Raw genomic sequence first — 26,735 nt, 5'->3', positions numbered from 1 at the left:
GGCCGCCGTAACGCCGCGGCGGCGTTGGCCCATGCGGATCCTCAGTGCGGCGCGGCGCCTCGCGTATGGAACGATCGCGGGGCTGGTGCTCGCCGGTATCGTCCATATCGTCACGGTGCTGCTGATCCCGCCCCTCTCGAACAGCGACGCCACCAGCGCCTATCTCTCGCTGGGCACTAGTGGCCACGCCGAGCTGGTCTCGCCGCGCAACGCCGACAGCGGGCTGCCCGTGCCGCGCGAGGCCGATCCTGCGGCCGTGACCGCGATCTGCAGCTACGATCTCTCCGCCGGCCCGATGCGCGTCGTCGCGCGCACCGGCACATTGCCGCTCGGGCTGACGCTGCACCGGCGCGGCGGCGGCGTGCTCTACGCCATCACCGACCGCGCCGCGATCCGCGGCGTGGTCGAGTTCCTGGTGATGACGGAGGAACAGCGCGACGAGCGGGCTGCACGCGACGAGGAGGGCGAGGCCGTACGTGAATTGCGTATCGTCTCCGACACGATGCAGGGCCTGATCGTCGCCCGCGTGTTGGCGAAACATCCATCCGACCGCGAAGACGCCGAGGCGCTGGCGACCGGCGTCGCCTGCGGGCTAGCAGAATGATCAGCCCTTGTAGACGACCGGCGGCCTTGGAGCCCGCTCAGTAGGCTCCTGTACGCCCCCCCGCCCGGCCCCGCCGAAGGCGCCGATGAGCGGCAGCTTGCACAGCGGCCCGGCTTCCGCCTCCAGCGCCATGATGCTGCGCTCAGCCTTGATCGCCTCGCGCGACGGCATCTCGACCACGAGGTTCGCCAGCGCGTAGCGGTAGCTTTCGATCCGGAAGCCGACGCGTTCGCAGACCCAGAGGATCAGCCCCTCATTCTCGACGACGCGGGCCATGGCGGGGTCGGCCTTCTCGGGCGGCACCAAAGGCGAGCCTTCGACGGTGCGCATGCGCACGCGATCCGCCGCCACGACGCGCGCCGCATTGCCGCGAAACGGCGTGACCAGCAGGCGGTCGGCATTCGCATCCTCGGCGAGCCTGTTGTAGCGCGAGGCCTGCGAGGCATAGGAGCCGCCGGTCAGGCCGCGAAAATAGTCGGATGCCGCGTTCGACTGCGCCGCGACCGGCAGGATGCGCGCATGAGCGAGATCGGAGACCTGACGCTCGAAAAAATTGCGCTCATGCGCCGGCATGACCAGCCGCCAGGCCCTGTCGCGCAATTGCTCCTCGTCATCGGTCATCCTGAAGTAGGAAGCCGCCTCGCCACGATAGGTCGCCGACCAGAAACCGACCTGCGGCGCGATCGTATCGCTCCAGAGATTCGGTCGCGGACGTCCCAGATCGCCCGTGCAGGCGCCTGCCGCCAGGGCGAGCAGCAAGGCCAGGCTTCGGCAAGCGGTCCTCACACCGGCTGTCCGGCGCTTTTCGCGCGGCCTTGCCGCGGCGTGGCGCGGCGCTTGCGCGGTGCCTGCCGGTCGATCGCGGCGGCCTCGGCCTGGCGCTCGTAGCGCACGCCGGTGAAGAACAGGATCATCGCCGTCCCGCGAGCCGGGGGGCTCTCCTGCGAGATCGGCGCCGCCTTGTGCGACGAGGTCGGCGCTGCCTTGGTGCGAGACGCAAACGGAATGACATCGGCCATTGTGACGCGCCTCCTTGTCTGGCGCCTTGAGCTTTTGGAAACGGAAGCGGGCTCTCTTGCGGAAAACCGAATTCCCCGCCTTAGCACCCGCTCCGGATCGCGGTTGTCAGCAGGGTTTCGAGCCATACGGGGCAGAACCCGCATCGACGCTTAGGCCCTCCTGTCCGCATCAGGCCTCGACATGGTTAACACCCTCTTAAAGCCTCGCGGGTTAGGATGGCCGGACCATCGAAATTCCGCACAGAGTTCCTTTCATGCCCTCGCGTATCACCTCCGAACTTGCCCAGCTCGCCCGCCTTGCGCGCGATGGCGGGCTCGATCTCAGCCAGGTTTCGCTGCGGGTGAAGGCCGATCTGCTGATGTCCTTGCCCAGGCCGCCGCTGGAGGATCTCGACGCCTTCCGCGAGATGGGGGAGGCTTTGATTCCCGCCATCGACGAGGCCACGGCCGTGATCCTGGCGCGCAAACTGGCCGGCTGGCGCTACGCACCTGCATCCGTGCTGCAGGCCCTGAAGTCGCGCGGCGGCACGGTCGTCGTTGCGCTCCTGCGCCATGGCATGCCGCTCCCGACCACGGAAATCGAGGCCCTGGCTGAACAGGGCGATGACGAGATCGCGCTCGCCATCGCGGAGCGCGCGGATCTGACCGCGACGGCGGCCCTGATCCTGGTGGATCGCGACCTGCGCCCGGTCGATCTGGCGCTGATCGCCAATGCCGCCTTGCCCCTGCCCCACATGGTGCTCGACCAGTTGCTCGCGCGCTCACGCACCGAGCCCTCCTACGCCCAACTCCTGCTGGCCCGGCCCGATATCGCCAGCGCGGACCTGGCGCCGCTTTATCTGCAGGCTGGCTCCCAGCGGAAAACCGCGATCATCGAATCGCTGACGGCGCTGGAGTCCTTCGCCCCGGCGGAGCGGCGGCCGCAGCTCGCGCCAGACCTCTTCGCGGGTTGGCTCGCCACGGCCAGCAACGACCCTGCCGGCGCATTCGGTGCGATCGCGAGCTATGTCGGCGGTGGGCAGGCCCTGGCGGAAGCGATGGCCGCCGACGCATCGCGCGATCTCGCGGCGCTGGCGTTGACGGCGGCCGGGGCGAGCGTGGAGGACGCGACGCGCTTCATGATCAGGCTCGGCGACGAAGCGGCCCATTCGGTCGACCGCATCTTCGCCCTCGTCGCCCTGATGCGCCTGGTGAGGCCAGCCGTGGCGCTCAAGATCATCATGCAGGTCGCGGGCGTGCGTGCGCCGGTCGTCAGCCGCAAGGGCCGGCATCAGCCGGCGATGGATCCGAGCAATTCGCCAAATCGCAGCGGCGCCGCCAAGCCGGAGAGCCAGACGCTCATCTCCGACGTCATGCGCAAGCTCGGCCTGCGGCGCGAGAACGGCTGACCGCCCAGATCAGGCCTCGACGAGATCGAGCCTGGGGTCGCCCTGCCGGTTCTCGATCTCGACCAGCCAGAGATCGGAATCGAAGCGCCGCTCGCGGGCGACGCGCTCCTCGATCGTGGCCGGATCCGCATCGAGAATGAGCTGGAAGCGCCGGTTACCCTCGTCATCAGCCAGCGATTGCGGCGCGGGGCCATAAAGCGCCGACGTGCCGTCGAGGCGATCGAGCTTGACGAAAATCGCGCCGGCCTCGCTCGCGCCGCGCCGGCGCAACACCGCGACCAGCCCATCATGCGCCGCCTGGCGCAGATAGGCCGAGACCCAGAAATCGCTCGTGAGGCGCGCCATGATCGAAAGCCCCGAATGGATGTCGGTTCCGGCTAGAGCGCCTTTGCGGCCCTGTCCAGCCGCGCCGCGAGCGCGGAGGCTTAGCGCTGAGAAGACTCAGCGCTGCGAGGGTTTGGCGCCGCGAATATCGGCCGGAGGTCTGATATCCCCGCCATTGATCAGATCGGCGATCGGGTCGCGCACGGCGGCGCTGCGGGTCACCGGCGCGGGCGCAGGGGCCGCAGTGGCCGGAGCCGTGCGCGGCACGTTGGTCACGGCGGCGGGCGGCCTGGGCTGCGTGGTCTCGCGGATGAGCTGCGTCAGATCGCTCGGACGGGCCGGCGGGACGAAGCCCTGCGTGGAGGCCTGGGCCGATGCGGGCTGGGCGGCGGGCGTCACAGCGGCAGCGGGCGTCTCGGTGCGGCGCTCGACCGAGCGCGCATAAGGCGCCTGCAGCGGAGCCGACAGGATCGGAGCGGGATGGCGCACCTTCTGCATCAGCATCGCATTGGCCAGGATCGCGGCCGCCACCGCGGTGAAGACCAGCAGCACGAAGGCGCGGCCCGGGCGGCGGCCGACGGCCCGCCAGATCCGCGACAGCCAGGGCGCCTTGCGGCGCGGCGGTGCGGCGCGCTTGATCGGCGCGGTCAGAGTGGAACCGGAGCGGGCGCGGGCGGCTATCGTTGCGGACATGCTTGGCTCTTGATCAGGCGGTCAGACGGACGGGTTCTTTGGATTCGAGGCCGCGGCGCGGGGCGCGGGCGAAGGTCGTGATCTTGACCGGCAGGGAGCTCGCAGCGACGCCGCCGACCGACAGCCTGACGGCGACGCGCGTGCCAACTCCCGGCGCACTCTCGATCGTCAGCTTGCCACCATGGAGGCCGACAAGGCCGCGCACGACGGAGAGGCCCAGGCCCGTACCTTCGTAATTGCGATCGTAGCTGCCGCCTGCCTGGAAAAAGGGATCGCCCAGCTTCGGCAGATCGGCGGCGGCGATGCCGATCCCGGTATCGGCAACCGAAAGATCGATCACATCGCCGTCGCGGACCACCGCAAGCACGACGCGGCCATTGACGGGCGTGAACTTCACCGCATTGGAGAGCAGGTTGATCATGACCTGCTTCAAGGCGCGGCGATCGCCCAGGACGGGTGGCAGATCAGGCCCCAGCACCCGCTCCAGCGAGACCTGGCTCGCCTCGGCGCGTAGCGCCATCAGCGCGCAGCAATCCTGGGCCACGGCGGCGATGTCGATCGGCTCCTGCTCGATCGTCATCGCGCCGCTCTCGATTTTGGAGATGTCGAGCAAGGTGTTGACGACATCGAGCAGGTGATGCCCCGAGCCGTGAATGATCTTGGCGTATTCCTGACGCTTCTCGGCGTTGAGCCATTCCTGCGCATCGTTGCTCAGCATCTCGGAGAAACCGATGATGGCGTTCAGCGGCGTGCGCAGTTCATGACTGACGGTCGCGAGGAACTGGCCCTTGACGTCGCTGGCCTTCAAGGCCTCGGCATGACCACGGGCGCGCTCCTCTTCCAGCGCCTGGCGGGCCGTGATGTCGCGCATCACGCAGACCACCGCCACGCCGTCCTTGGCGCCTGCGTGCTCGATCCGGTGCGCACGCATCTCCAGCCAGAGCGAGACCGGCGTCCTGCCGTTGGCATCACCGCTGCGCGGTACGAAGAGCGTCCGAAAGCAGGCGGTGGCCGCACCGCCGCCATGGGCCGCGTCGCTCAGCGCCTTGAGGAAGAGCGGCCGGTCGGCGATGTGCACCCGCTCGAACAGGCCGCGGCCGCGCAGATCCTGCGGGTCGGCTCCGGCAAGCGCCTTGGCCGCGGCATTGGCGAACAGGACGGAGCCGCCGGCATCGTGCCAGGTGACGAGATCGCCGACATTGTCCAGCAGGAGCTGGGCGCGCGCATCGGAGGCGCGATGCTCGCGCAATTCGTCGTCGCGCCGGCGCAGGAAGCCGATGGCGACCGCCATCGCGTACAGGATCGCGATCATGACCAAGGTCGGCATCATGCCCGAGGTCCAGGGTGCTGATGCCGCGAAGGCGCCGAGTTGCTGCAAGATCACGACACTGCCGAGCGCGATGGCGGCGATGGCGCTGGCGCGCGCCACATAAGGCCGCGAGCCGAAGAACATCGCCTCGGTCGGCACGGCCGCCAGCCAGAGCAGCAAGGGCGACCCCGCGCCGCCTGTCATCCCGGCAAGCGCGGCGATGAACAGCGCCAGCGCGCTGGCCGAGATGCAATGGGCGATGTCGAGCCGGCCGCTGCGCGAGAGCGTGACGACCGCGATGAGCGGCAGGGCGGCAGCGATCATGATGAGGGCCTCAAGCGTGCCCAAGGTTCCGCGCCAGGCGAGATAGGCCGGCGCCAGGCCGAGCGCGACGGCGCCGACAACAAGGCGCGTCAGGATGAAGCGCTCATGCCGCATGCGCTCGAGCGAGTTCGGCAGCACCGATGCGTGCACCAACGCCGCCACCTGTGTCCTGATCGCAGACATCGTCATGAGAAATCGCAAACGCCTGACTTTCTGAGGGCTGGTTCGCCCGTGTTGCAGCGATCCTCGCCACCGCCGGTTTAAGCGGGGCTTAAGGCCACTGCCCAGCAAGACCAGCCCGGCGCCGCAGATCAGCGAATATTTCGATTGATTTCAGCAGCTTGCGAAAAATCGGAAAGCTACGCCGCGCGATAACGATGTTGCTGGCAGGGTGAACGGAAACTGAAGATCGCAGCGCGCATTTGCTTCAAATGCGCGGCTTCGGGATGACGCGATCTTTTGGGTTCGCAGGCTATGGTGCCGGTGGGTTCGGGAGAGATGCGGGAACGGGGACGCAGCATGGCCTATATTCTGCGCAGCCTGGCGGTGATCGGCGTGATCGCGCTGAACTCGCCGGTCCATGACGGGAAGTCGATGGCGGGCAGCGCCGTCGATGCGGCGCGCGGCGTCGCGAAATCCGCGGCAGGGATCAACACCCACAGTGCCATGCAAAGCCTCACCGCCGCCCGCGAGGCCGCGCAGATCCTTGCCGGGCTCGATCCCGACACGCGCCAGCGCGTCTTGTCGCTCGCGCTGCCGGGAGCCACCGCCCGCCCCGGAACCTCCGAGCAGGACAGCAGGGCCGCCTCGCGCTAGGCGATGTCGTATTCGGACGGTTCCGTCCGAATACGAAAAACCGGTGCCCGTTCTTTCGCGCAATGCTCTAGGATCGACAGACGCAGAGCGCCTGCGGCACGCCGACGCTTGACGACGCAGGGGGACGCGCCGAAGACGCTGTCTGCCAGGTTCTTGGACGACTTCCTGGACGACGTCCCGGACGACGGGAGCCGGCATCCTCATTGCGCAGCGTGGACATGAGCACCAACCTCGACGAGATCATCGCCAATTTCGAGCTGCTCGACGATTGGGACGACCGCTATCGCTATCTGATCGAGCTCGGCAAAGGCCTGACGCCCTTGCCCGAGGCGGACCATAACGACGCCAACAAGGTCCGCGGCTGCGCCAGCCAGGTCTGGCTCGCGGCGCGGCGCGAAGGTCCGGCCGGCCCCGACAGCGTGCTGCATTTCAGCGGCGACAGCGACGCCCATATCGTGCGCGGGCTGGTGGCGCTGGCGCTCGCCATCCATTCGGGCCGGACCGCGAAAGAGATCCTCTCGACCGACGCCTTCGCCATCTATGAACGCCTGGGCCTCGCAGCCCATCTCACGCCGCAACGCTCGAACGGCGTCCGCGCCATGATGGAGCGCATCAAGGCCGACGCGCGCGCCGCCGCCCAGGGCTGAGCTTGAGGAGGCTGAGCTTGAGGAGGCTGACCCTTCAGAAGGCTGGCCCTTCAGAAGGCTGGGCCTGCAGCCTCACGGCAGAACGGGCCGGTCGATGATTTGCCGCAGGGCAAAGCTCGATTGAATTCGCGCGACATGCGGCAGTCGAGAGAGCTGGGATTTATGCACATTCTCGAAATCTTCGACATCGCTCGCAACGACTGTGAGCAGATAGTCGTCGGCACCGGACATTAGAAAACACCGCAGCACGGACGGGCAGCGTGCCACCGCCTTCTCGAAAGCGGCGAGCGCCTCTTCGCTTTGACTGTCCAAAGCGAGCCGAACGATGACCGTGACCCCCAGTCCGAGAGCCTTTTGACTGAGGCGGGCGTGATAGCCGACGATGACTCCCTCTTCTTCGAGCGTGCGCTGCCTGCGCGCAACGGCCGTCGCCGACAACCCGATCGTCTCGGCAAGTTTGACATGGCTCGTCCGACCATCTCGGACGAGCTCCTTCAGCAACGCGCGGGAGAGATGATCGAGGGGCATGAGATTCTGGACCTGAAGTGCAGCTCTGCGCAGGAAAGCAACAGCTTTCGCCCATGCTACGCCGTTATCACGCGCCGCCTACTGAAAAATCGACACATAACGCAGGAAACGCCGTGGCGAAGCGCAATATGCTGAACCCATAAACCAATGGGAGGGGTGATATGCGCATCGGCGTTCCGAAAGAAATCAAGGTTCACGAGTACCGCGTCGGGCTGACGCCCGAAGCCGTGCGAGAATACGTATCCGCCGGCCACGCCGTGATCATCGAGAAGGGAGCGGGGGCTGGCATTTCGGCGTCAGACGCTGCCTACGAGGCCGCCGGCGCTCGCATCGTGGCGAGCGCGGCCGAGGTGTTTGCCGAGGCCGACATGATCGTGAAGGTCAAGGAGCCGCAGCCAGGCGAATGGGCGCAGTTGCGAGAAGGCCAGATCCTGTTCACCTACCTGCATCTCGCTCCCGATCCGGCGCAGGCCGCCGGTCTGGTCGAATCCGGCGTTACAGCCATAGCCTATGAGACCGTCACGGATCGCTTCGGCGGCCTGCCTCTTCTTGCGCCGATGAGCGAAGTTGCCGGGCGGCTCGCGATCGAGGCTGCCGGGGTTTCTCTCAAGCGCCATGCAGGAGGACGTGGCATGTTGATCGGCGGCGTGCCCGGCGTGCCCCCGGCGCGCATCGTCGTGATCGGAGGCGGCGTCGTGGGAACGCATGCTGCGCGCATGGCGGCAGGCCTCGGTGCGGACGTGACGATCCTGGATCGGTCGCTTCCACGCTTGCGGCAACTCGACGAATTGTTCGGCGGCCGGGTGCGCACGCGCTTCTCGACGCTCGACGCGATCGAGATGGAGATATTCGCCGCCGACGTTGTCATCGGGGCCGTGCTCATCCCGGGTGCCGCGGCGCCGAGGCTCGTGTCGCGAGCACAATTGTCGGGCATGAAGCGCGGCGCGGTGCTTGTCGACGTCGCGATCGACCAAGGCGGTTGCTTCGAGACCTCGCACGCGACCACCCATGCCGATCCGACCTATGAGGTCGATGGCGTGATCCACTATTGCGTCGCGAACATGCCAGGGGCCGTTCCGCTCACCTCGAGCTACGCCCTGAACAACGCCACTCTCCCATTCGGGCTCGCCCTGGCCTCGAAAGGCCTCGATGCCATTCGCAGCGATCCTCATCTCGCGGCCGGCCTCAATGTCCATCGCGGGAACATCACGAATGCTCCGGTCGCGGCGAGCCTTCAGAAGCCCTACAGGTCGGCAGAAGAGGTCTTGGCTGGGCAAAGGTTGGCTGGGTAGGAGCGAGCGAGATCGGGCGCCCTTCGCCGGCGAGGACTTCCGGTGGGCACGCGGCTATCCCGGGGATAACATTTCGTCGATATGAGCATCCGATGGAATGCTATGCCTTCGCGGCGGCGGTCTATGCCGTGTTCAGTTATGACATGGGTTTCAATAGCCGCTTCCTCGAGTGCCGCCTCAAAACCGACGACGACCGCAGCCCGGCCGCCTGAGCGGCCCCCTTCCGCGACAGGAGCACCGGCACCCTCATGCCGAGCTATCCCGACACCTTCTACGCTCGCACCATTGCGACGAGGCACGACCGGCCTCCCCTGCGCGGACCTGTCGAGGTCGAGACCTGCATCGTCGGCGGCGGGCTGGCCGGGCTGACCTGCGCGTACGAACTCGCCCGCGCCGGGCGTTCGGTCGCGGTGCTGGAGGCGCAAGCCGTCGGCTGGGGCGCCTCGGGGCGCAATGGCGGCTTCGTCGGCACGGGCTATTCGCGCGGCTACGCCTCGATCGCCGGCGCCATCGGCGAAGACAAGGCCCGCGCTCTGCACAGGCTTTCGATCGAGGGCCTGCGCATCGTCGCAGACACGATCCGTGACCTCGGCGTGACGGACAGCGTCGCCCCCCTTCCGGGCAAGGTGGCCGCCGTACGTTACGACAGTGGCGACAGGCTGCGGCGCACTGCAGAGCGGCTGGCGCGCGACTTCGGCTACCAGGTGGAATTCTGGCCCCGGGACCAGGTTCGCGAGGTGCTGCGCTCGCCGAGCTATCATCAGGCCCTGTTCGATCCTCATTCCTTTCACATCCATCCGCTGAACTATGCCCGCGCGCTCGCTGACGCGATCGAGGCGCTGGGCGGGCTGGTCATCGAGGATGCCCGCGTCGTCTCGGCCGATCTGTCGGGCGCGCAGAAGCGTGTCGCCACCGCGGGCGGATCGGTCACAGCGAAGAATGTCGTGATCGCCTGCGGCGGCTACACCGACGGGCTGGTGCCGAAGCTGCGCGCCAGCCATTTGCCGATCGCAACCTATGTGCTGACGACCGAAGCCGCGCCCGATGCGCTGGCGCAGGTCATCGGCACGCGCGCCGCCGTCAGCGACGACCGCCGCGCGGGCGATTACTACCGCTTGGTCGAGGACGGGCAGCGCCTGCTCTGGGGCGGGCGCATCACCACCCGGACCAGCGAGCCGCGCGATCTCGCAGCGCTGCTACGCCGGACGATGATCGCCACCTATCCGCAGCTTGCGGACCTGAAGATCGAGATGGCCTGGTCGGGCCTGATGTCCTATGCGCGGCATCTGATGCCGCAGATCGGCCGGCTCGGGCCCGGTGTCTGGCATTGCATGGGCTTCGGCGGGCACGGCCTCAATACGACGGCAATCGGCGGGCGCGTCGTCGCAGAGGGCATTCTGGGCACAAGCGACCGCCACACCCTGTTCGAGCCCTTCGGCCTCGTCTGGAACGGCGGCCCTTTCGGTACGGCCGCAGTCCAGGCGACCTATTGGAGCTATCAGCTCGCCGATTGGTGGCGCGAGCGACGGACATCCTGAATGTATCCGTTCAGGCTGAACGCCGATGAGGCCTTATATCGATCGCCAGGGTCGTGTCGGCCTATGGCTGGCCGGATTTTCATCCGCTCGCCCGGATGAGCGTCGAGGTCGATCCGGCCATTCTCTCAATATATGCCGGCCTCTATGAGCTCACGCCCACGAAGAACCCCCAAGCCATGGCCGAAGACGCCTCCCAAAGAAATCGTCACACGGTTCATCAATCGATCCGCATCACCGCAGCCCCTGGGAAGGTCTGGGCTGCCCTGGTCGCTTCCTGGGCCGGGGAAACATGGCGCAACGCCGACTTCGAGACCGACTGGCAAATCGGCAGCCCGATCGCGATAACGGCGAGGATCGGGGCAAAGCGCTATAGGGACAAAGGGCGCGTCATCCGCGTCGAGCCATACGACCTGCTGCAATACGCCTATTGGTCACGCATCTCCGGCCTTCCGGATGTTCCGTCATCCTACTCCACGATCACGTTCAAGATCGTGCCGGAAGGCGACCAAGTTCTGCTGGAGGTCGAGCAGGACGTGCCGCCCTCGCCGCTTCGTCATGGCAAGGACTGGTCCATCGGGCCTGAATCGGGTTTCAGGCATGTCGAGTTCTATTGGCGCTCGACATTGCCGATCTTGAAACACGTCGTGGAACAAGGCGTTGCAATATAACTCTCGTCTTCTCCGTGCTCGCCTCGCCGGTGCCGGCATGCAGAAGGCCGCCGGCAAGCCGGCGGCCTTCTGAATTCCAGGGCGAGCGCCATGCGCCCGCGCGCAACCGGTGCGCTGCCGTGTGTGTCGTCTCAGCGGCGCTTGCGGCGCTGCTGGCCCAGGCCCATCTTCTTGGCGAGCTGCGAGCGCGCTTCGGCATAGTTGGGGGCAACCATCGGATAATCAGGCGGCAAACCCCACTTCTCGCGATACTGCTCCGGGGACATGTTGTATTGCGTCCGCAGATGGCGCTTCAGCGACTTGAACTTCTTTCCGTCCTCAAGGCAGATCAGGTAATCGGCCGTGATCGACTTCTTGACCGGAATCGCGGGCTTGGGCGCCTCGGCCGGCAAGACCGGAGCGGCACCGCCAACAACGCGGCTCAGCGCAGCATGCACATCATTGATCAGAGCAGGCAATTCGGACACAGGGACAGAATTGTTCGAGACATAGGCCGACACGATGTCAGCCGTCAGCTCGATGAAATCCGAACCGTCATTATCAGCCATGATAGCATCACTCCTTATGTGTTCTTGGACCAAGGCCTTGCTTGATCGCCCACGCCGGTCAAGGCGCTGATGCCTACGCTGATAACGGCCTGCGGTTGGTCAAGAACCTGCGGCCATAGAATCATCCCAAGCGGATCGATCAGATAGTCATGTAGTCGATACTCAACGACACCGCAAGTGAATGAAGCGGCGCGAATACGGTCGCAGGCAAGCAATATCACAGCGAGCCTAAATGCAATGACGCTCGGCACTGTGCAGGTACGTGCATTAGCGCTCGTCATGGTTGTCTTGTCAGGTATGACAACCATCTCTACCAGTCATCGGCGACAGAGGATCATGGTGCCTTCAATGAGCGCAGTGAAATATTCAGAAAACATTTTAACGTCTTCGTCGCGGCGGAGAATCATGCCTCCACGGGCCGAGATCCGCACGCAGACGAAGGCCGTCCACGGTGTGGAACTTCGCGACGACTATGGCTGGCTGCGCGCCACCAATTGGAAAGATGTGCTGCGTGACCCGGACGCGCTGCCGAAGGACATTCGAGACTATCTCGAAGCCGAAAATACCTATTGCAAGACGCTGATGGCCCCGACGCGCCCGCTGCAGCGCGCGCTCGTCAAGGAAATGCGCGGGCGGATCAAAGAAGACGACGCCAGCGTGCCGCAGCCTGATGGCCCGTTTTTGTATTATTCGCGCTACCGCAAGGGCGGCGAACATCCCCTGATCTGCCGCAAGCCGCGCAGCGCCAAGGCCGGGAGCAAGCCGCGCGAGCAGGTCATGCTCGACGCCGACGCCCTCTCCGAGGGCAAGGATTTCTTCGACCTCGGCGACGCCAGCCACAGCCCCGACCACAACCTGCTCGCCTGGAGCGCCGACGAGGCCGGCTCGGAGCTGCACAGCATCCGGGTCCGCGATCTCACTACGGGCCAGGACCTGGAAGACCGTATCGACGATACAACCGGAGAGATGGTCTGGGCGCGCGATTCACGCTCCTTCGCCTATGTCCGGCTCGATGCCGATCACAGGCCGTCCAAGGTCTTCCGGCACCGTCTTGGAACGGATCCTGCGAGCGATGAGCTGCTGCATGACGAAAGCGATGCCGGCATGTTCGTCGACATCGACGAAACCCAGTCGGGCCGCTTCCTGCTGATCTCAATCGGCGATCACGAGACCTCGGAGATCCGGGTCGTCGATCTCGCTTTGCCCGATTCACGGCCGGTGACGATCGCCCCGCGCCAATTGGGCCGCCAGTACAGCGTCGAGCACCACGACGACGCGTTCCTGATCCTGACCAATACTGACGGCGCCGAGGACTTCAAAATCGTCACCGCCCCCCTCGCCTCGCCCGGGCCCGAGCAGTGGCGCGATCTCGTGCCGCACCGGCAGGGAACGCTGATCCTCAGCCATCTCTGCCTCGAAGGCCGATTGATCCGGCTCGAGCGCGAGGAGGGCCTGCCGCGCATCGTGATCCGCGACCTCGCCAGCGGCAGCGAGAGCCAGATCGCCTTCGATGAGGAGGCCTATGGTCTGGGCCTGGACGCCGGCTATGAATTCGAAACCGACAGCCTGCGCTTCATCTATGCCTCGATGGCGCGGCCAGCCGAGACCTATGATTACGACATGGCGACCGGAGAGCGCAGCCTGCTGAAACGGCAGGAGGTGCCGTCCGGCCATGACCCGGCGGCCTATCGCGTGCGCCGCATCTTCGCGACGGCCAAAGACGGCGCCAAGGTGCCGATCTCCCTGCTGCACCGGGCAGATACGAAGCTCGACGGCTCGGCGCCCTGCCTGCTCTACGGCTATGGCTCCTATGGCTCGGCGATGTCGGCCTCGTTCCGGACGCGGCCACTGAGCCTGGTCGATCGCGGCTTCGTCTACGCCATCGCCCATGTGCGCGGCGGCACCGACAAGGGCTGGCGCTGGTATCTCGACGGCAAGCGCGACAAGAAGACCAACACCTTCACCGATTTCATCGCCGCCGCCGAGGCGCTCGCCGAAGCGGGCTTCACGACGCGCGGGCGCATCGTGGCGCAGGGCGGCAGCGCCGGCGGGATGCTGATGGGCGCCGTCGCCAACATGGCTCCGAGCCTCTTCGCCGGCATCCTCGCCGAGGTGCCCTTCGTCGACGTGCTCAACACGATCCTCGACGACACCTTGCCACTGACCCCGCCGGAATGGCCGGAATGGGGCGATCCGATTCGCGATGTCGCAGCCTTCGAGACCATCCGCAGCTACTCGCCCTATGACAACGTCAAGGCCCAGGCCTATCCGCCGATCCTGGCGATGGGCGGCCTCACCGATCCGCGCGTGACCTATTGGGAGCCGGCGAAATGGGTGGCGCGGCTGCGCGCGACCATGACGGGCGGTGGCCCGGTGATGCTGCACACCAATATGGAAGCCGGCCATGGCGGCTCGGCCGGGCGCTTCGATTCCCTGAAAGAGACCGCCCTCTCCTACGCCTTCGCGATCCAGGCAGTCGGAGAGGCCTGGCCCAAGGCGAAAGCAGGATCCGAAAAAGCGAGCACGGGCTTTTCGGATTGATCCTGCCCTCACTCTTGGATGAGAGATGGATTCAGATTTCAGATGGGATCATTTCGTACACCATCTGAAATCATCCGGCTCTAGCGGGCCGGAATCCTGATCAGACGCCGAGACGGCTCTTCTCGCTGGCGAGATAGATCTTCAGTTCGTCCATCGAGGCGAAGTTGTAGTCGCCATCGGGCGTGCGCGCCTTGATCGAGCCATCGGCGAAGATGGTGAAATGCGCATCGCCGACCTGGTAGGCGCCGACGATGCCCTCCTCCGAGGCGGCCGGCGGCGCGGCGGCGGAAGCCTCCTCCTCGGGAGCTTCCTCGCCGAGCCTGACTGATGCGGCATTGTCCTGGTCGGCCTCGTTTTGGCCGGCCTCATCTTCGGGCAGCTCGCCCGCCGCAGCCGCAGCCGGCTCGGCCTCATGCTCCGGCACCGACGGTTCGACACCATGCGTCACAGGCGGCCATGGCGGCAGCTCGCCCTCAGCCTGCGGCGCCTCGGCCGGAGGCGGGGCTGAATCATGCGCATCGCCATCATCGGGGAACCAGGAATCGTGTTTTCGCAAGGGCGACGCCATCCATGCCGCGGCGGATTCGGTCGCTTCGGGATCGCGAGCGGCCGATAGCGGGGTCTCCGTCTCGGCCGGCGCGGAGGCCGCATCCGGCTCGCCGAGCTGCAGGCGTTTGGACAGGCTGTCACGCAAGGCGCCGAACTCGTCATCCAGCCCCGTCATGCTCGAAGCGGCAGATTCGTGGGACGGTGGCTCCGACTCCGGCCAGTGCAACAACTCCTCGAAAGAGCTTTCGAGATAGCTCTGCGCGGGACCATGCGGCTCGGCCTCGGTCTCGATCGAAGCCTTGGCCTTGGCCTGCAAGGGCTCGACCGCCGCTTCTGCGGTCGATTCGGCCTTGTCCGCATCCGCCGCCTCGGGAGCAGGCTCCTTCGTTTCCTCCTCGGCCGCCCCCGGCTCCGCTTTCGACGGCTCGGCCGCTTTCGGCTCGTCCAATGGAGTTGAGGCGGCAGCCGCTGCCGCCGACGACGATGACGCTTCCTCATGCGCCAGCAACTCGCCGAAGAAATCCGGCTCGTGCTCGGCAGCCGGCTCCGCCTCGGGCGAGACGTCGGGCTGCGCCGCATGCGCGGCGCTGCCGGCGATCACGGCCGCGCCGGCACCGGCCGCCAGGCCAAGCCCCGCAATCGCTCCCGCGGTCCCCCCCACAGTCCCTTGGCCCCGATGGGCGGCGCCTTCAGCGGGAACCGGCTCTCCGCCGGCCATCGAAGCGAGCGATGCCGCCAGCACGGCGTTGGACAGGCTCGTCCTGACACGGCGGATCTCGACCAGCACACAGGCCAGCATCAGCATGAGCAGGCCGGCCGTCGCGGCGATCGCACCGATGATCACCTCGGTGAAACCGCGCTCGAGCACCAGATAGGGCCAGCCATCGACGATGGCCGCAGCGCCGCCGCCGAGGAAAGCAAGGCCCAGCAAGATGAAGATCGTGATCAAAGCAGCATTCCTGACAAGACGGCCAAAATGACCGACGATGGCACAGGCATTCCAGCCATCTTCTAACACATTGAATAAGAGAGAGTTTCGATAACGCGCCCGGATAGGACGATGAATCGGGCGTCAATGAGGCGCGCCCGTTCTCAAGACATGGCCCGGTCCCCGGCTGAAGCGGTTGCCCATGGCGAGGCGGAGGCTTAACTAGCGTATGGAATGGCGGGCCGCTCACCAAGGCGTCCCGGCTCAAACCGTTCACCGGAAAGCCATTCTCAGTTCAAGCGATTTGACAGCCCAAGGAGAGGCAACAATGTCCTTTACCCTTCCCGATCTGCCCTACGCCCATGACGCGCTCCAGCCCTTCATGTCGAAGGAAACGCTGGAATTCCACCACGACAAGCATCATCTCGCCTATGTCACCAACGGCAACAACGCGATCAAGGGCACGGAATTCGAGGGCAAGTCGCTCGAGGAGATCGTCAAGGCCTCGTTTGGCAAGAACCCCGCCGTGTTCAACAATGCCGGCCAGCACTACAACCACCTGCACTTCTGGAAGTGGATGAAGCCCAATGGCGGCGGCAAGCTGCCGGGCGCGCTGGAAAAGGCGATCGTCGATTCCTTCGGTTCGGTCGAGAAGTTCAAGGAAGACTTCGTCGCCGCCGGCGTCGGCCAGTTCGGCTCGGGCTGGGCCTGGCTGGAAGTGAAGGGCGGCAAGCTCGCCATATCCAAGACCCCCAATGGCGAGAGCCCGCTGGTCCATGGCGCGACCCCGATCCTGGGCGTCGACGTCTGGGAGCATTCCTACTACATCGACTACCGCAACCGGCGGCCCGACTATCTCAAGGCTTTCCTCGAGAGCCTGGTGAACTGGGACTACGTCGCCGAGCTCTATGACGGCGCCAAGGCCTGAAGCCTTCGAAGCTTGAGACAGATATGCAAACGGGGCCCTCGCGGGCCCCGTTTCTTGTAGGCTAAGGGCAAAACCTGCTCTAAGCGGCGACGCTGTGCAGGAACTGGTCGACCGTGGCGCGCAGGCGCAAAGCCTGGGCCGCAACCTCTCCCGCCGCGCCCCTGACCTGCTCTGCCGACTGCCCTGTCTCCTCGACGCTGTCGGCGAGCACGCTCAGATCACTCGACACCGACAGGGCCGAGGAGCTCGCCATGGCGACGCCGCTGGCGATCTCGCCCGTCGCGATAGCCTGCTGCTCGATCGAGGTCGCGACCGAATTGGCGAAGCTCTCGATCGCGCCCATGCGCTCGGCGATGTTCTGGATCGCGCCGACGACCTCGCCGGTCGCGCCCTGGATGGCGCCGACCTGGGCAACGATGCGGTCGGTCGCATCAGCCGTTTGCGAAGCGAGGCTCTTGACCTCGGCAGCGACGACCGCAAAGCCACGCCCGGCCTCGCCGGCGCGGGCCGCCTCGATGGTCGCGTTCAGCGCCAGGAGATTGGTCTGGGCCGCGATGTCGCGGATCAGATTCACCACCTCGCCGATGGCACGTGCCGTCTCGTCGAGCGCACGCACCGAACTTGCCGTATCGCGCGAGACGGAGGCCGCCTCGACGATCTCGGCGCGGACGCGCCGGACCTGGAACTCGACTTCGCGAATGGCCGCGCCCATCTCCTCTGCCGCCTGGGCGGCGTTCTCCACATTGACGGACGCCCCTTGCGAGTTCTGCGCGGCGCGCGCCGCACGGCCCGAGGATTCCGCCGCGACGCGGGCCAGGCCGTCGGAGGCCTCGCTCATCCGGTCGGCATTGCTCTTGAAGGCTTCCAGCGCGACGCCGACCTCGGCGCGGAACAGCGCGATCGCCTCATCGACGCGCTGCTGGTGCTGGCGGCGCTCTGCTTCCGAGACATGCTGCTTCTCCTGCAGGACCGCGCGCTCGCCGAGCCGGACCTTGAGGATGCCGAGCGCATGAGCGATGGCGCCGATCTCGTCACGCCGACCGAGTGCGTCGATGGGCGTGTCGAGCTTGCCGTCGGAGATGCTGACGATCGCCTGCGTCATGCTTTTCAGCGGCTTCATGGTGCGCGAGAGCGAGATCCAGAGCAGCGGCCCCAGCACCAGCAAAATGGCGATGCCGAAGCCGATCGTCGCGACCTGTTCCCAGTTGGATCTCGCGACCAGGCGCGTCTTGTCGAAGCGGATCGCGATATAGCCGATCTGCTTCTCGATTCCGCCGACCTTGACCACATGCAGCTTCGTGACGAAGGTCTGATCCTCGATCTCGGTCGAGGTCACGCCCGCCATGACGTCCCAGGGCGCGCGGCCGAGCGCGGCGGTCAGCGCGCGCGGCGTCAGCGACAGGCGCGCCTCCTCGGTGCGGCCGGCGCTCGCCAGGATCGAAAGATCGTCGGCCACGATGCCGGAATCGAAATCGGGATCGCGCCGCAGGGATTCCAGGATGTAGCCCAGCGTGGTGGTGTCGCGCGCCAGGATCAGCGCCGGCGACGCATTGACGACCATGGTGGTCAGCGCCGTCATCTTCTGTTCGAGGTCGCCGCGCGTCTTGGTGTCATTATAGCGCGCAACCGCGACCACGACGAAAACGATGGCGATCGCGACGAGAGCCACCGCCGCGCCGGCGATCTGGCTGCCCAGCGACTTGGTGACGCCTTCCCTGGTCGCGAGCGCTTGGGCAGGGGTTGCCGCCATGCCGGCCCGCTTGAACCACTTCATTGCGCAGATGTCTCCCCGCTGTCGCGTGCTAGGCGCGCAGCCCACTGCGATCCCCGAGCACGCAGCATGAAGGAACGAGGTAAAGAATAGCTTGCGTGAAGAAGAGGTTTAACGCTGTTCGCCGGCCGAGCCGGCTCTCATCAAGGAGTGAGAGCAGGCTGCGAAGGCGGCGTGAGGCCCAGTTCCGAGAAACGGACCATGGCCAGCCCCGGGGGCGGCACGAAGCTCATCAGCGCCGCATGCTCCAATGGCCGCGTCGCGACGACCGGGTCGAGCCCTTCCAGCTCCTCATCGACGAAGCCAGGATGGCACATGACGAGATGAGCCGGCCCCGGTACGACCAGGAAGCGCGCGAGATCGGCCCGGAAGTCGCGAGCGGGGTCGAAGGGCGAAACACCGGAAAAGCCGCGATTGACCGGAATGCCGCGCCTCAAGGCCGATCGGCTCAAGCCCCGCGCCAGGCCGGCGATGACCAGCGCCTTGCTGACCGCGACGCCGCGCCGGCGGATCGCGGCGGCCGTGTCGGCGGGATCGCGCAGATAGACCGCGCCCTCCCGGTAGCGCTGCTGCAGCGCCGCCAGCACCGCGCCGCGTACGCCGGGCAGGACATGGACATGCTGGTGCCCGTCGAGGAAATCCGGCGCACGCCCCATCGCATCCTCGAAGGCGTCGAGCTGACGTGCGATCTCGGCGGCGATCTCAGCGCGCGCCGTTCCCGACAGGAGCGCGGCCCGCGCCAGATCGCCCAGCTTCGGCAGCACGCCATTGGCGGCCAGGCGCGGCATCGCGCCGAGCGGGGCGGCGCAGGTCAGGTTCAGATGCAGGCCGAGATCCGCCCTGCCCGCTTGCGCCGCGAAAGCTCCGGCGAAAGGCTTCCAATGCGGGCGGTTGGTCATCGCGCCCGCCGCAGACAGCTTGCCGGCCTCCAGCAAGGACAGGATCGAGCGGCTGACTCCCTCCGTCAGGGCGAAATCGTCGGCGCAGAGAACGAAGCCGGTCGTCATCTCGTCTGTCATCCCAGGTTCATCTGCGATCGGATAAAGGCCGCGCGGCGAGCCGACCCGGAACAATCGGGGCGGAGGCTGGCAGGGCTTGCTCTGACCGCCCTTGTGAGCACGCCAGCTTTACGGTTCTGTGCGGTAAGCGTCACCCCTCATCGGGCAGCGAGCCGCAAAGCCTCGTCGAGCAAGTCCCAATCGAGCAAGTGCTTGTCCAGATCTACGCCTGAGAGGTTCTGTTCGTGTCCGAGACGTCGCCCATCTCCCCTTCGGAAGTCCTGAGCCCCGGGGCGGAAGCCTCGCGCGCCCGGGCCAGCCGGCCGGAGCTGTCCATCGTCGTGCCCGTCCATGACGAGGCTGACAATCTGCCGATCCTGGTCGAGCGGCTCAAGACGGTGCTGGCGGGTGCGGTATCGTCCTGGGAACTGGTCTGCGTCGATGACGGCAGCCGCGACGGCACGCTGTCCGTGCTGAAGCTACTGAGCGCCGGCGATCCCCGGATCAGCGCCGTCTCGTTCAGCCGTAATTTCGGCAAGGAGATCGCCATCGCGGCCGGGCTCGACCATGCCTCGGGCGACGCGGTCGTGATCATGGACGCCGATCTGCAGCATCCGCCGGAGACGATCCTGGTCTTCCTGGAGAAATGGCGCGCCGGCTTCCTGAACATCTACGGCCAACGCGCCAGCCGGGCCGGCGAGAGCGCCCTCAAGCGCAATCTCGCCAGGGCGTTCTACAAGCTGTTCGCGAGCTTCGGCGAAACCGAATTGCCGGAGGGCGCCGGCGATTTCCGCCTGCTCGACCGCAAGGTGGTCGACGCGCTGCGTGCCCTGCCGGAACGGGCGCGCTTCTCCAAGGGGCTCTATGCCTGGGTCGGCTTTCCCTCGATCGGCGTGACCTTCGAGGTCGCCGAGCGCCAGCATGGCGAGACCAAGTTCCGTTTCGGCAAGCTGTTCAGCTTCGCCTTCGACGGATTGTCCTCTTTCTCGACCGTGCCCTTGAAGATCGCGACCTGGGCCGGCGTCGTGATTGCCGTCATCTCCACGCTCTCGGCAGCCTTCTTCCTGCTGCGCACGGTCTTCTTCGGCACCGACCTGCCCGGCTTTCCGTCGCTGATCGTCTCGATCATGTTCTTTTCCGGCATCCAGCTGATCTCGCTGGGCATGATCGGCGAATATGTCGGGCGCATCTTCGCCGAGGTGAAGCGCCGGCCGCTCTATCTGATCGGCGAGCGCGTCGGTTTCGACGCCCGCACCGTCGACCATCCGCGCGGCGACGCCCTGCCGCCCTTGATCCGGTAGACGGCCAAGCTGCGTGGCCGCACTGGACCATCCTTCGAGACGCCGCTATGCGGCTTCTCAGGACGAGGGCTGAGGTTCCAGGCCGCCCCAAGGCACGCGATGTTCAGAAAAATCCTCTCCGTCGGCGGCTTCACGCTGCTCTCGCGCCTCTCGGGCTTCGTGCGCGACATCGTGCTGGCGGCCATACTCGGCGCAGGCCCGCTGATGGATGCGTTTTCGGTCGCGCTGCGCCTGCCCAACCATTTCCGGGCGATCTTCGGCGAAGGCGCCTTCAACCAGGCCTATATTCCCGCCTATGCCCGGGTCAGGCAGCAGGCCGGCCAGGCGGCCGCCGCGCTCTTCGCCGACCGGGTCTTCACCCTGAACCTGATCGTCCAGATCGTCCTGCTCGGGCTCGCCTTGCCCTTCATGCCCGAGGTCGTGCGCCTGCTCGCGCCCGGCTTCGCGCATGATCCGCAGCGCTTCGAACTCGCGGTTGCGCTGACGCGGATCACCTTTCCCTATCTGCTCTTCATCACGCTGGTGACGCTGCTCTCGGCCAATCTCAACGCCGTCGACAAATTCGCGGCAGCGGCGGCAACACCGATCCTGCTCAATCTCTGCCTGATCGCTGCGCTTGCCGTTGCCTTCCTGTTCCCCAATGCGGCCTATGCCGCCGCCTGGGGCGTGGTGGTCTCGGGCTTCCTGCAATGGCTCGTGCTGGCGCTCGCGGCGCGCCGGGCGAATGTCGCGGCGACCGTGGTGCGGCCGCGCATCGATCTCGACGTCAAGGCCTTCCTGAAGGCGTTCGGGCCGGCCGTCATCGGCTCGGCCGGTGTCCAGATCGCGCTTTTCGCCGATACGATCATCGCCTCGCTGCTGCCGGCCGGCGCCTATTCCGCGCTCTACTACGCAGGCGGCCTCTACCAATTGCCGATCGGGGTCATCGCCATCGGCGTCGGCACGGTCCTGCTGCCGACGATGAGCCGCCTGCTCGCGGCAGGCGATGTCGCCGGCTCCGACAGGGCGCAGAACCGGGCCGTCGCGCTGACGCTGATCGCGGCCGCCCCCTTCGCCGCCGCATTCCTCGCTGTTCCCGAACTGATCGTCTCCGCTTTGTTCGAGCGCGGGCGTTTCGACGCTGCCGCGAGCCAGGCAGCAGCGGCCGTGCTCTTCGCTTATGCGATCGGGCTGCCGGCCATCGTGATGATCCGTACCCAGGTTTCGAGCTTCCAGGCGCGCGGCGACACGACGACGCCGATGCTGGTCTCGCTGGCGGCCATTGCCGCGAATGTCGCGCTGAAATTGCTGCTCTGGCGCGACTGGGGCGCGCCGGGCCTGGCGCTGGCGACCGCGGCCGGAGCCTGGATCAATGTCGGCGCGCTGTTCGTCCTGGGCGTGCAGCGCGGCTGGACACGGCCGGCGCGGGGGCTGTCGGGCTTTGCCGCCATCGTCGTGCTGGCAGCGGTCATGGCGGGCCTGGCGGCGCGCTTGTCCGCCCCCTCCCTGCTCACAGCGACAGCGTGGTTTCCGCTGCAACCCAGGCTCGCGGGACTCGCCTGCGTCGGGGCCGTGGCCGCGGCGATCTATCTCGCGATCGCCGCGCTGGGGCTCAAGCTCAGCGGAGTTGGCAGGCTACTGCGCTAGCATTGCTTGTTTGACACGGAACCACCGCGTCATCCTGGACAAGCGGCGTAAGCCGCGCGGCTCCGGGATCCATCGTAGAGTCCCGGAGCCCTACGATGGATCCCGGGACGACCTTCGGGCGCCCAGGATGACACCACAGTTCCGAGAATAAACGACCGGCTATGAGACGATCTCACGCCGCCTTGGTGTGGGCGAAGTCCATGTAGAGTTCGCGAGCGCGACGGAACATCGGGCCGGGCTGCAGCGTGATGTTGTCGATGCGGGTGACCGGCATGCATTTGGAATAGTTGCCCGAGATGAAGATCTCGTCGGCCTGCTCGAAATCGCTGTAGCGCAGGCTCATCTCCTCGACGGGGATGCCGTCCTGCCTGAGCAGGCCGATGACGCGCTGGCGGGTGATGCCGTTCAGGAAGGTGCCATTGGGAGCCGGCGTCCTGACGACGCCGTCCTTGGCCAGGAAGATGTTCGAGGTCGCGGTCTCGGCGACGTTGCCCAGCATATCGAGCACCAGCGCATTGTCGAAGCCGGCGGCCTTGGCGGCGCGCAGGATGCGGGCGTTGTTGGGATAGAGGCAGCCGGCCTTGGCGTCGGTCGGCATCGTCTCCATGGTCGGGCGGCGGAACGCACCCTGCGTCACCGAGAAGCCGTTGGTTGGCTGCGGCATCGGCGCCTCGAACAGGCAGAGGCAGAACTGCGTCGAATCCGGGTCGGGCATGATGGTCGAGGGCCCGTCGGCCTCACCCCAATACATCGGCTTGACGTAGAGCGCCGTGCCGGGGGCGAACTTCTTCACGCCCTCATGCGTCTTCTCGATGATGAAGTCCTGCGTCACCGTGGCCTTGAGGCCGAGCGCCACGGCCGAGCGGTTGACGCGGGCGGCATGGGCGGCGAGATCGGGCGCGACGCCATCGAAATAGCGGCCGCCGTCGAAAACCGAAGAGGCCTGCCAGAGCGCATGGCTGCGTGGACCCACCAGGCCGGGGTTGCCTTCGTGCCAGGCACCGTCGAACCAGCTCCACGTCTGAGAATACCATGCCATAGCGGCGCTCCAATTTGGTCAGTTTTGCTGACAGACACCGTCTGCCCAGAGATCGCCGACGTCAACATGGCGCAGGCCGCCAAGCGATGACGGGATGTGATGGAAGCGATCGGAAGCCGTGATCGATCAGAAGCCGAGCGCGCGTGCCACTGAGACCGTCGCCATGCCGACCGCCAAGGCCAGCAACTCGCTGCGCCGCAGCACCATGCTACCGATCGCCGCGATGAGTGCGAGCGCGGCGGCGAAACCCAGCCGCTCGATCAGCGGCAGCACGGTCGCGACCACGATCGAGCCCGGCAGCGCCGCAAGCCCACGCCGGACGCGCGGCGTCAGCGGAATGAAGCCCATCATGATCACGCCGGAGATGCGGCAAAGATAGGTCGCCAGCATCATGGCGAGGATGACAAAAACGGCGCCCCATGGGCCGGGATCAGGCACGGTCATCGCTGAACGCCCCTGTGAGCGCGCCGGCAAGCGAGCCGACGATGATGAAGGCGTAGCCCTCGATCAGCTTCGCCGTGACCAAGGCGACGAGCCCGGCGACGACCCAGGGCACGGCCGCCCGCTTGCCGCGCCAGAGCGGCACGATCATCGCGGCAAAGAAGATCGGCATGACGAGATCGATGCCGTATTGGCGCGGATCGGCCACCAGCGCGCCGAGCAGATATCCCGGGATCGTCGTCGCAACCCAAACGATCCAAAGCGTGATGCCGGCGCCGATGATCACGCCCAGATCACGCCCGCCCTCGCCATGGTAGCGCGCGCCGACCAGCCAGCTCGCATCGGTGAAGAGAAAGAGATGCGCGGCGTTGAGCGCCCTGGGATAAGGCGCGAACCAGGGCTGCAGCGAAGCCCCCTGCAGCACCATGCGCGCATTCACCGTCGCGGTGACGACGGCAAGCCCGGCAATCGCCCCCCAGCTCCATTCCGGCCGCCACAGCTCCATCGCCACCAGCTGCGCCACGCCGGCATAGACCAGCGCGCTCATCATGACCGTCTCGAGCAGGCTCAGCCCCTTGGCCGCGGCCGCCGCGCCGAAGGCGATCGCGAAGACGACGATACCCGGCAGCAGCACGGAGACCCTGCGGACGCCCAGGCGCACGCCCTGCATGGTGAGCAAGGGGCGGGCAGGCTCCGCGGTCGGTTCGGGTGAAGCGGTCATGGCTCTTCAAGAGCGCTAACGCCCGAGGCGGTCAACGGATGGCAGCACCGACTGCGCATGAGGCCTGCGCAGGGCGGGACAAGAGCCAGTCCCGTGCTAGCCTCGCGCCATGCACTGGCTGACCTCTCCCATCGCCGCCCCTGCCCTGCCCGCGACCTGGCTGATCGCGACCGGCGCGAGCCCGGCCAACCTCGCTGAGCGCTCGGCCTTGCGGCGCGAGACAGCGCGGAGAATCATCGCCGCTCAGCTTGGCCTGCCGATCGAGGTCATCACGATCGAGCACGATGAACGAGGCCGGCCCCTGCTGGCTCGGCCGGCCGGGACGGGGCTGCATCTCTCGCTCGCGACGCGGGCGGGCGTCGTCGCGCTGGCGCTCGCGCGGCATCCTGTCGGGGTCGATGTCGAGCAGGTCGAGCCCCTGGCCGCGCCGCCGCTCGTGATCTTGCACCCGCAGGAGCGCAAGGCGCTGCTCGCCCTGCCCGAGCCGGCACGGCCGCTGGCCTTCGCACGGCTCTGGGCCGCCAAGGAGGCCTATGTGAAGGCGCTCGGCACCGGCTTCGCCCGCTCTCCCGAGAGCTTTGCCGTCACGCTTGCCTCGCAGGAAGCCTTCAGCGTGAGCGATCCGGAGTGGCCGCACGCAAATCTAGGCATGAGCCGCATCAAAGAAAACGGCGGCCAGGAAAGCCTGGCCGCCGCGGTGGTGGTTCTCGGCTGAGCGAGGCCTTAGCCCGGCTCTCCAGCCCGCTTCTTCCTCAGCACATAGGCGACGAGGCAAACGAGCGCCGCGCCGATGGCCGAGGAGACGTAGTGCGGCGTGGCGGCCGGACCGATTCCGAGCGCGCTGACATCTGTCGGCACGGGGGTGACCCAGCTCGGCATCTTGACCTGGAGCCATTGCAGCACGGCGATGTCGCCGATGATCATTTCCGCCGCGATCCAGCCGAGCAGGGCCGCGCCGAGCCAGACCAGGATCGGGTAGCGCTCGATGATCGTGGTCAGGAGCTGCGCGCCCATAATGATCAGCGGGATCGAGAGCAGCAGGCCGAAGATGAACAGTTCGGGATGTCCGCGCGAGGCCGCCGCGATGGCGATGACGTTGTCGAGGCTCATCACGGCGTCGGCGATCGCGATGGTGCGCACGGCCCGCCAGAGATTGTCGCTCGCCTCGATATCGTTATGGGCTTCCTCCTCGCCCATGGCGAGCTTGATCGCGATCCAGAACAGCAGGACGCCGCCGACCACCTTCAGGAAGGGCACGTTCAGCAGATAGCTGACCACGAGCGCGAAGACGATGCGCAGGCCGACGGCCGCGCCGGCACCGAGCCAGATGCCGATCTTGCGCCGGTTTTCCGGCAGCGAGCGGCAGGCGAGCGCGATGACGACCGCGTTGTCGCCGGACAGGAGCAGGTCGATCCAGATGATCTGGAGCAACGACACCCAGAATTGGGATGATGAAAAATCCATAGGTCGGTCAGTCCCTGTGTCAGAGGGCCGGATCTGGCCGGCGTGGTTTCAGCCAATAGCCAAGGGCGAGCACGAGAAGCGCGCCCAGGGCAGCGGCCGGATATTCGAGGCGATGCAGCGTATCGGCGCCGAACCGGGTGATGAGCCAGGGATCGCTGTCGAACATTTCGCCGGCGACCCAGCCGAGCAGCGCAGCGCCCGCCCAGACCAGGATCGGGAAGCGCGTCAGCAGGCTGGTGATGAGGGAGGCGCCGAGCACGATCAGCGGGATCGAGATCACGAGCCCGGCGATCAGGAGCGGGATCGAATCCTTGGCGACGGCGGCGATCGCCAGCACATTGTCGAGGCTCATGACGATGTCGGCGATGGCGACGGTCTGGACCGCCTTCCAGAGCTTGCTGCTCGCCGTGATCGAATCCTCGTCGCTCTCGCCATCCTCGATGATCAGCTTGACCGCGATCCAGACCAGCAGCAGCGCCCCGACGATATGCAGGAAAGGCGCGTTCAGCAGCGAGGCGATCAGCACGGTGAAGACGACGCGCAGGACCACCGCGACGCCTGCGCCGAGCGCGATGCCCTTGGCCCTCTGCGCGGGCGCCAGCGCCCGGCAGGCGAGCGCGATCACCACGGCATTGTCGCCGGAGAGGACGATGTTGAGCGCGATGATCTCCGCCAGTTTTCCCCAGATCAGGGGATCGACGAAGGAAATCGAGGAGAGATCCATCAAAGC

Annotated in this window: 27 protein-coding genes; 12 read left to right on the top strand and 15 right to left on the bottom strand. The window is 66.5% G+C overall.

Features of this window, described 5'->3' with window-relative positions; all coding sequences use genetic code 11:
* The first annotated feature begins 31 nt into the window (after nt 1–31).
* On the top strand, nt 32–604 hold the full coding sequence (locus tag J2Y55_RS11990) for a DUF1254 domain-containing protein (RefSeq protein WP_310152764.1): 573 nt from the start codon (nt 32–34) through the stop codon (nt 602–604).
* On the opposite strand, the gene J2Y55_RS11985 is transcribed toward J2Y55_RS11990, so the two are convergent.
* Entirely contained in the window at nt 605–1,363 is a 759-nt protein-coding gene (locus J2Y55_RS11985) for a hypothetical protein (protein ID WP_310152759.1), read from the bottom strand.
* A 23-nt stretch (nt 1,364–1,386) separates the two neighbouring features.
* A complete protein-coding gene (locus J2Y55_RS11980) occupies nt 1,387–1,623 on the bottom strand; it encodes a hypothetical protein (protein ID WP_310152756.1) in 237 nt (78 codons plus the stop codon).
* A 254-nt stretch (nt 1,624–1,877) separates the two neighbouring features.
* On the opposite strand from J2Y55_RS11980, the gene J2Y55_RS11975 reads away from it, so the two are divergent.
* On the top strand, nt 1,878–3,011 hold the full coding sequence (locus J2Y55_RS11975; protein WP_310152754.1) for a DUF2336 domain-containing protein: 1,134 nt from the start codon (nt 1,878–1,880) through the stop codon (nt 3,009–3,011).
* Nucleotides 3,012–3,020: 9 nt separating this feature from the next.
* Here J2Y55_RS11975 and J2Y55_RS11970 read toward each other — a convergent pair whose 3' ends face one another.
* From J2Y55_RS11970 to J2Y55_RS11960, 3 genes are all read right to left on the bottom strand, one after another.
* Nucleotides 3,021–3,356: a DUF1491 family protein gene (locus J2Y55_RS11970; protein WP_310152752.1), complete on the bottom strand. Its 336-nt coding sequence runs from the start codon at nt 3,354–3,356 to the stop codon at nt 3,021–3,023.
* A gap of 96 nt (nt 3,357–3,452) precedes the next feature.
* On the bottom strand, nt 3,453–4,028 hold the full coding sequence (locus J2Y55_RS11965; protein WP_310152748.1) for a hypothetical protein: 576 nt from the start codon (nt 4,026–4,028) through the stop codon (nt 3,453–3,455).
* A gap of 13 nt (nt 4,029–4,041) precedes the next feature.
* Nucleotides 4,042–5,850 (bottom strand): sensor histidine kinase, encoded by a 1,809-nt coding sequence (locus tag J2Y55_RS11960; RefSeq protein ID WP_310152745.1) that lies wholly within the window; start codon nt 5,848–5,850, stop codon nt 4,042–4,044.
* A 330-nt stretch (nt 5,851–6,180) separates the two neighbouring features.
* Here J2Y55_RS11960 and J2Y55_RS11955 point away from each other — a divergent pair, with 330 nt between their 5' ends.
* Both J2Y55_RS11955 and J2Y55_RS11950 read left to right on the top strand, forming a co-directional pair.
* Nucleotides 6,181–6,477 (top strand): hypothetical protein, encoded by a 297-nt coding sequence (locus J2Y55_RS11955; RefSeq protein WP_310152742.1) that lies wholly within the window; start codon nt 6,181–6,183, stop codon nt 6,475–6,477.
* Between the two features lie 218 nt (nt 6,478–6,695).
* On the top strand, nt 6,696–7,124 hold the full coding sequence (locus J2Y55_RS11950) for a SufE family protein (RefSeq protein ID WP_310152737.1): 429 nt from the start codon (nt 6,696–6,698) through the stop codon (nt 7,122–7,124).
* Nucleotides 7,125–7,196: 72 nt separating this feature from the next.
* Here the strand turns inward: J2Y55_RS11950 and J2Y55_RS11945 are convergent, their stop codons facing one another.
* Nucleotides 7,197–7,652 (bottom strand): Lrp/AsnC family transcriptional regulator, encoded by a 456-nt coding sequence (locus J2Y55_RS11945; RefSeq protein WP_069690243.1) that lies wholly within the window; start codon nt 7,650–7,652, stop codon nt 7,197–7,199.
* A 161-nt stretch (nt 7,653–7,813) separates the two neighbouring features.
* Here J2Y55_RS11945 and ald point away from each other — a divergent pair, with 161 nt between their 5' ends.
* From ald to J2Y55_RS11930, 3 genes are all read left to right on the top strand, one after another.
* Entirely contained in the window at nt 7,814–8,944 is a 1,131-nt protein-coding gene (gene ald / locus J2Y55_RS11940) for an alanine dehydrogenase (protein ID WP_310152731.1), read from the top strand.
* 248 nt (nt 8,945–9,192) lie between these two features.
* The gene (locus tag J2Y55_RS11935) at nt 9,193–10,482 is read left to right on the top strand and encodes an NAD(P)/FAD-dependent oxidoreductase (protein ID WP_310152728.1); all 1,290 of its coding nucleotides are present in this window, start codon (nt 9,193–9,195) and stop codon (nt 10,480–10,482) included.
* Nucleotides 10,483–10,535: 53 nt separating this feature from the next.
* Nucleotides 10,536–11,150 (top strand): SRPBCC family protein, encoded by a 615-nt coding sequence (locus J2Y55_RS11930; protein WP_310152724.1) that lies wholly within the window; start codon nt 10,536–10,538, stop codon nt 11,148–11,150.
* A 131-nt stretch (nt 11,151–11,281) separates the two neighbouring features.
* Here the strand turns inward: J2Y55_RS11930 and J2Y55_RS11925 are convergent, their stop codons facing one another.
* Complete coding sequence (locus J2Y55_RS11925; RefSeq protein WP_310153344.1) at nt 11,282–11,698, bottom strand: Ros/MucR family transcriptional regulator; 417 nt, start codon at nt 11,696–11,698, stop codon at nt 11,282–11,284.
* 405 nt (nt 11,699–12,103) lie between these two features.
* On the opposite strand from J2Y55_RS11925, the gene J2Y55_RS11920 reads away from it, so the two are divergent.
* Nucleotides 12,104–14,239 (top strand): S9 family peptidase, encoded by a 2,136-nt coding sequence (locus J2Y55_RS11920; RefSeq protein ID WP_310152720.1) that lies wholly within the window; start codon nt 12,104–12,106, stop codon nt 14,237–14,239.
* 100 nt (nt 14,240–14,339) lie between these two features.
* On the opposite strand, the gene J2Y55_RS11915 is transcribed toward J2Y55_RS11920, so the two are convergent.
* Nucleotides 14,340–15,737 carry a hypothetical protein gene (locus J2Y55_RS11915; protein WP_310152717.1) on the bottom strand — a complete coding sequence of 466 codons (1,398 nt, stop codon included), beginning with the start codon at nt 15,735–15,737 and terminating at the stop codon, nt 14,340–14,342.
* 307 nt (nt 15,738–16,044) lie between these two features.
* On the opposite strand from J2Y55_RS11915, the gene J2Y55_RS11910 reads away from it, so the two are divergent.
* Nucleotides 16,045–16,644, top strand: coding sequence for a superoxide dismutase (locus J2Y55_RS11910; protein ID WP_069690232.1), 600 nt, complete (start codon nt 16,045–16,047; stop codon nt 16,642–16,644).
* 79 nt (nt 16,645–16,723) lie between these two features.
* Here the strand turns inward: J2Y55_RS11910 and J2Y55_RS11905 are convergent, their stop codons facing one another.
* Nucleotides 16,724–18,418, bottom strand: a complete 1,695-nt coding sequence (locus tag J2Y55_RS11905; RefSeq protein WP_310152710.1) for a methyl-accepting chemotaxis protein — start codon at nt 18,416–18,418, stop codon at nt 16,724–16,726.
* A 140-nt stretch (nt 18,419–18,558) separates the two neighbouring features.
* Nucleotides 18,559–19,434 (bottom strand): ChbG/HpnK family deacetylase, encoded by an 876-nt coding sequence (locus tag J2Y55_RS11900; RefSeq protein ID WP_310152707.1) that lies wholly within the window; start codon nt 19,432–19,434, stop codon nt 18,559–18,561.
* Nucleotides 19,435–19,694: 260 nt separating this feature from the next.
* Between J2Y55_RS11900 and J2Y55_RS11895 the strand changes: the two genes are divergently transcribed.
* Both J2Y55_RS11895 and murJ read left to right on the top strand, forming a co-directional pair.
* Nucleotides 19,695–20,714 carry a glycosyltransferase family 2 protein gene (locus tag J2Y55_RS11895; protein WP_310153341.1) on the top strand — a complete coding sequence of 340 codons (1,020 nt, stop codon included), beginning with the start codon at nt 19,695–19,697 and terminating at the stop codon, nt 20,712–20,714.
* 99 nt (nt 20,715–20,813) lie between these two features.
* Nucleotides 20,814–22,340 carry a murein biosynthesis integral membrane protein MurJ gene (murJ, locus tag J2Y55_RS11890; RefSeq protein WP_310152705.1) on the top strand — a complete coding sequence of 509 codons (1,527 nt, stop codon included), beginning with the start codon at nt 20,814–20,816 and terminating at the stop codon, nt 22,338–22,340.
* A 172-nt stretch (nt 22,341–22,512) separates the two neighbouring features.
* Here murJ and J2Y55_RS11885 read toward each other — a convergent pair whose 3' ends face one another.
* The 3 genes from J2Y55_RS11885 to J2Y55_RS11875 form a co-directional block, all read right to left on the bottom strand.
* The gene (locus J2Y55_RS11885; RefSeq protein ID WP_310152702.1) at nt 22,513–23,379 is read right to left on the bottom strand and encodes a branched-chain amino acid aminotransferase; all 867 of its coding nucleotides are present in this window, start codon (nt 23,377–23,379) and stop codon (nt 22,513–22,515) included.
* A gap of 126 nt (nt 23,380–23,505) precedes the next feature.
* Nucleotides 23,506–23,823, bottom strand: a complete 318-nt coding sequence (locus tag J2Y55_RS11880) for an AzlD family protein (RefSeq protein ID WP_310152698.1) — start codon at nt 23,821–23,823, stop codon at nt 23,506–23,508.
* On the bottom strand, nt 23,810–24,541 hold the full coding sequence (locus tag J2Y55_RS11875; protein WP_310152695.1) for an AzlC family ABC transporter permease: 732 nt from the start codon (nt 24,539–24,541) through the stop codon (nt 23,810–23,812). Before J2Y55_RS11875 ends, J2Y55_RS11880 begins: the two co-directional genes overlap by 14 nt.
* Before the next feature lie 109 nt (nt 24,542–24,650).
* On the opposite strand from J2Y55_RS11875, the gene J2Y55_RS11870 reads away from it, so the two are divergent.
* Entirely contained in the window at nt 24,651–25,256 is a 606-nt protein-coding gene (locus J2Y55_RS11870; RefSeq protein WP_310152692.1) for a 4'-phosphopantetheinyl transferase family protein, read from the top strand.
* 8 nt (nt 25,257–25,264) lie between these two features.
* On the opposite strand, the gene J2Y55_RS11865 is transcribed toward J2Y55_RS11870, so the two are convergent.
* Together J2Y55_RS11865 and J2Y55_RS11860 are read right to left on the bottom strand one after the other, a co-directional pair.
* Nucleotides 25,265–26,005 (bottom strand): TerC family protein, encoded by a 741-nt coding sequence (locus tag J2Y55_RS11865; RefSeq protein ID WP_310152689.1) that lies wholly within the window; start codon nt 26,003–26,005, stop codon nt 25,265–25,267.
* A gap of 19 nt (nt 26,006–26,024) precedes the next feature.
* On the bottom strand, nt 26,025–26,729 hold the full coding sequence (locus J2Y55_RS11860) for a TerC family protein (protein ID WP_310152686.1): 705 nt from the start codon (nt 26,727–26,729) through the stop codon (nt 26,025–26,027).
* Nucleotides 26,730–26,735 lie beyond the last annotated feature (6 nt).

Source organism: Allobosea sp. BE125 (genome assembly GCF_031456075.1).
In the GTDB taxonomy this organism is placed as follows: Bacteria; Pseudomonadota; Alphaproteobacteria; order Rhizobiales; family Beijerinckiaceae; genus Allobosea.
Note: the sequence above shows the minus strand (reverse complement) of the source record. Positions and strands in the feature narration are given on the sequence as shown.

Bases quoted from the DNA above. Each gene is read 5' to 3' on its own strand.
- J2Y55_RS11990 (WP_310152764.1), top strand. From the start codon at position 32: ATGCGGATCCTCAGTGCGGCGCGGCGCCTCGCGTATGGAACGATCGCG.
- J2Y55_RS11980 (WP_310152756.1), bottom strand. From the start codon at position 1,623: ATGGCCGATGTCATTCCGTTTGCGTCTCGCACCAAGGCAGCGCCGACC.
- J2Y55_RS11975 (WP_310152754.1), top strand. From the start codon at position 1,878: ATGCCCTCGCGTATCACCTCCGAACTTGCCCAGCTCGCCCGCCTTGCG.
- J2Y55_RS11970 (WP_310152752.1), bottom strand. From the start codon at position 3,356: ATGGCGCGCCTCACGAGCGATTTCTGGGTCTCGGCCTATCTGCGCCAG.
- J2Y55_RS11965 (WP_310152748.1), bottom strand. From the start codon at position 4,028: ATGTCCGCAACGATAGCCGCCCGCGCCCGCTCCGGTTCCACTCTGACC.
- J2Y55_RS11960 (WP_310152745.1), bottom strand. From the start codon at position 5,850: ATGACGATGTCTGCGATCAGGACACAGGTGGCGGCGTTGGTGCACGCA.
- J2Y55_RS11955 (WP_310152742.1), top strand. From the start codon at position 6,181: ATGGCCTATATTCTGCGCAGCCTGGCGGTGATCGGCGTGATCGCGCTG.
- J2Y55_RS11950 (WP_310152737.1), top strand. From the start codon at position 6,696: ATGAGCACCAACCTCGACGAGATCATCGCCAATTTCGAGCTGCTCGAC.
- J2Y55_RS11945 (WP_069690243.1), bottom strand. From the start codon at position 7,652: ATGCCCCTCGATCATCTCTCCCGCGCGTTGCTGAAGGAGCTCGTCCGA.
- ald (WP_310152731.1), top strand. From the start codon at position 7,814: ATGCGCATCGGCGTTCCGAAAGAAATCAAGGTTCACGAGTACCGCGTC.
- J2Y55_RS11935 (WP_310152728.1), top strand. From the start codon at position 9,193: ATGCCGAGCTATCCCGACACCTTCTACGCTCGCACCATTGCGACGAGG.
- J2Y55_RS11925 (WP_310153344.1), bottom strand. From the start codon at position 11,698: ATGGCTGATAATGACGGTTCGGATTTCATCGAGCTGACGGCTGACATC.
- J2Y55_RS11920 (WP_310152720.1), top strand. From the start codon at position 12,104: ATGCCTCCACGGGCCGAGATCCGCACGCAGACGAAGGCCGTCCACGGT.
- J2Y55_RS11910 (WP_069690232.1), top strand. From the start codon at position 16,045: ATGTCCTTTACCCTTCCCGATCTGCCCTACGCCCATGACGCGCTCCAG.
- J2Y55_RS11905 (WP_310152710.1), bottom strand. From the start codon at position 18,418: ATGAAGTGGTTCAAGCGGGCCGGCATGGCGGCAACCCCTGCCCAAGCG.
- J2Y55_RS11900 (WP_310152707.1), bottom strand. From the start codon at position 19,434: ATGACAGACGAGATGACGACCGGCTTCGTTCTCTGCGCCGACGATTTC.
- murJ (WP_310152705.1), top strand. From the start codon at position 20,814: ATGTTCAGAAAAATCCTCTCCGTCGGCGGCTTCACGCTGCTCTCGCGC.
- J2Y55_RS11885 (WP_310152702.1), bottom strand. From the start codon at position 23,379: ATGGCATGGTATTCTCAGACGTGGAGCTGGTTCGACGGTGCCTGGCAC.
- J2Y55_RS11880 (WP_310152698.1), bottom strand. From the start codon at position 23,823: ATGACCGTGCCTGATCCCGGCCCATGGGGCGCCGTTTTTGTCATCCTC.
- J2Y55_RS11875 (WP_310152695.1), bottom strand. From the start codon at position 24,541: ATGACCGCTTCACCCGAACCGACCGCGGAGCCTGCCCGCCCCTTGCTC.
- J2Y55_RS11870 (WP_310152692.1), top strand. From the start codon at position 24,651: ATGCACTGGCTGACCTCTCCCATCGCCGCCCCTGCCCTGCCCGCGACC.
- J2Y55_RS11865 (WP_310152689.1), bottom strand. From the start codon at position 26,005: ATGGATTTTTCATCATCCCAATTCTGGGTGTCGTTGCTCCAGATCATC.
- J2Y55_RS11860 (WP_310152686.1), bottom strand. From the start codon at position 26,729: ATGGATCTCTCCTCGATTTCCTTCGTCGATCCCCTGATCTGGGGAAAA.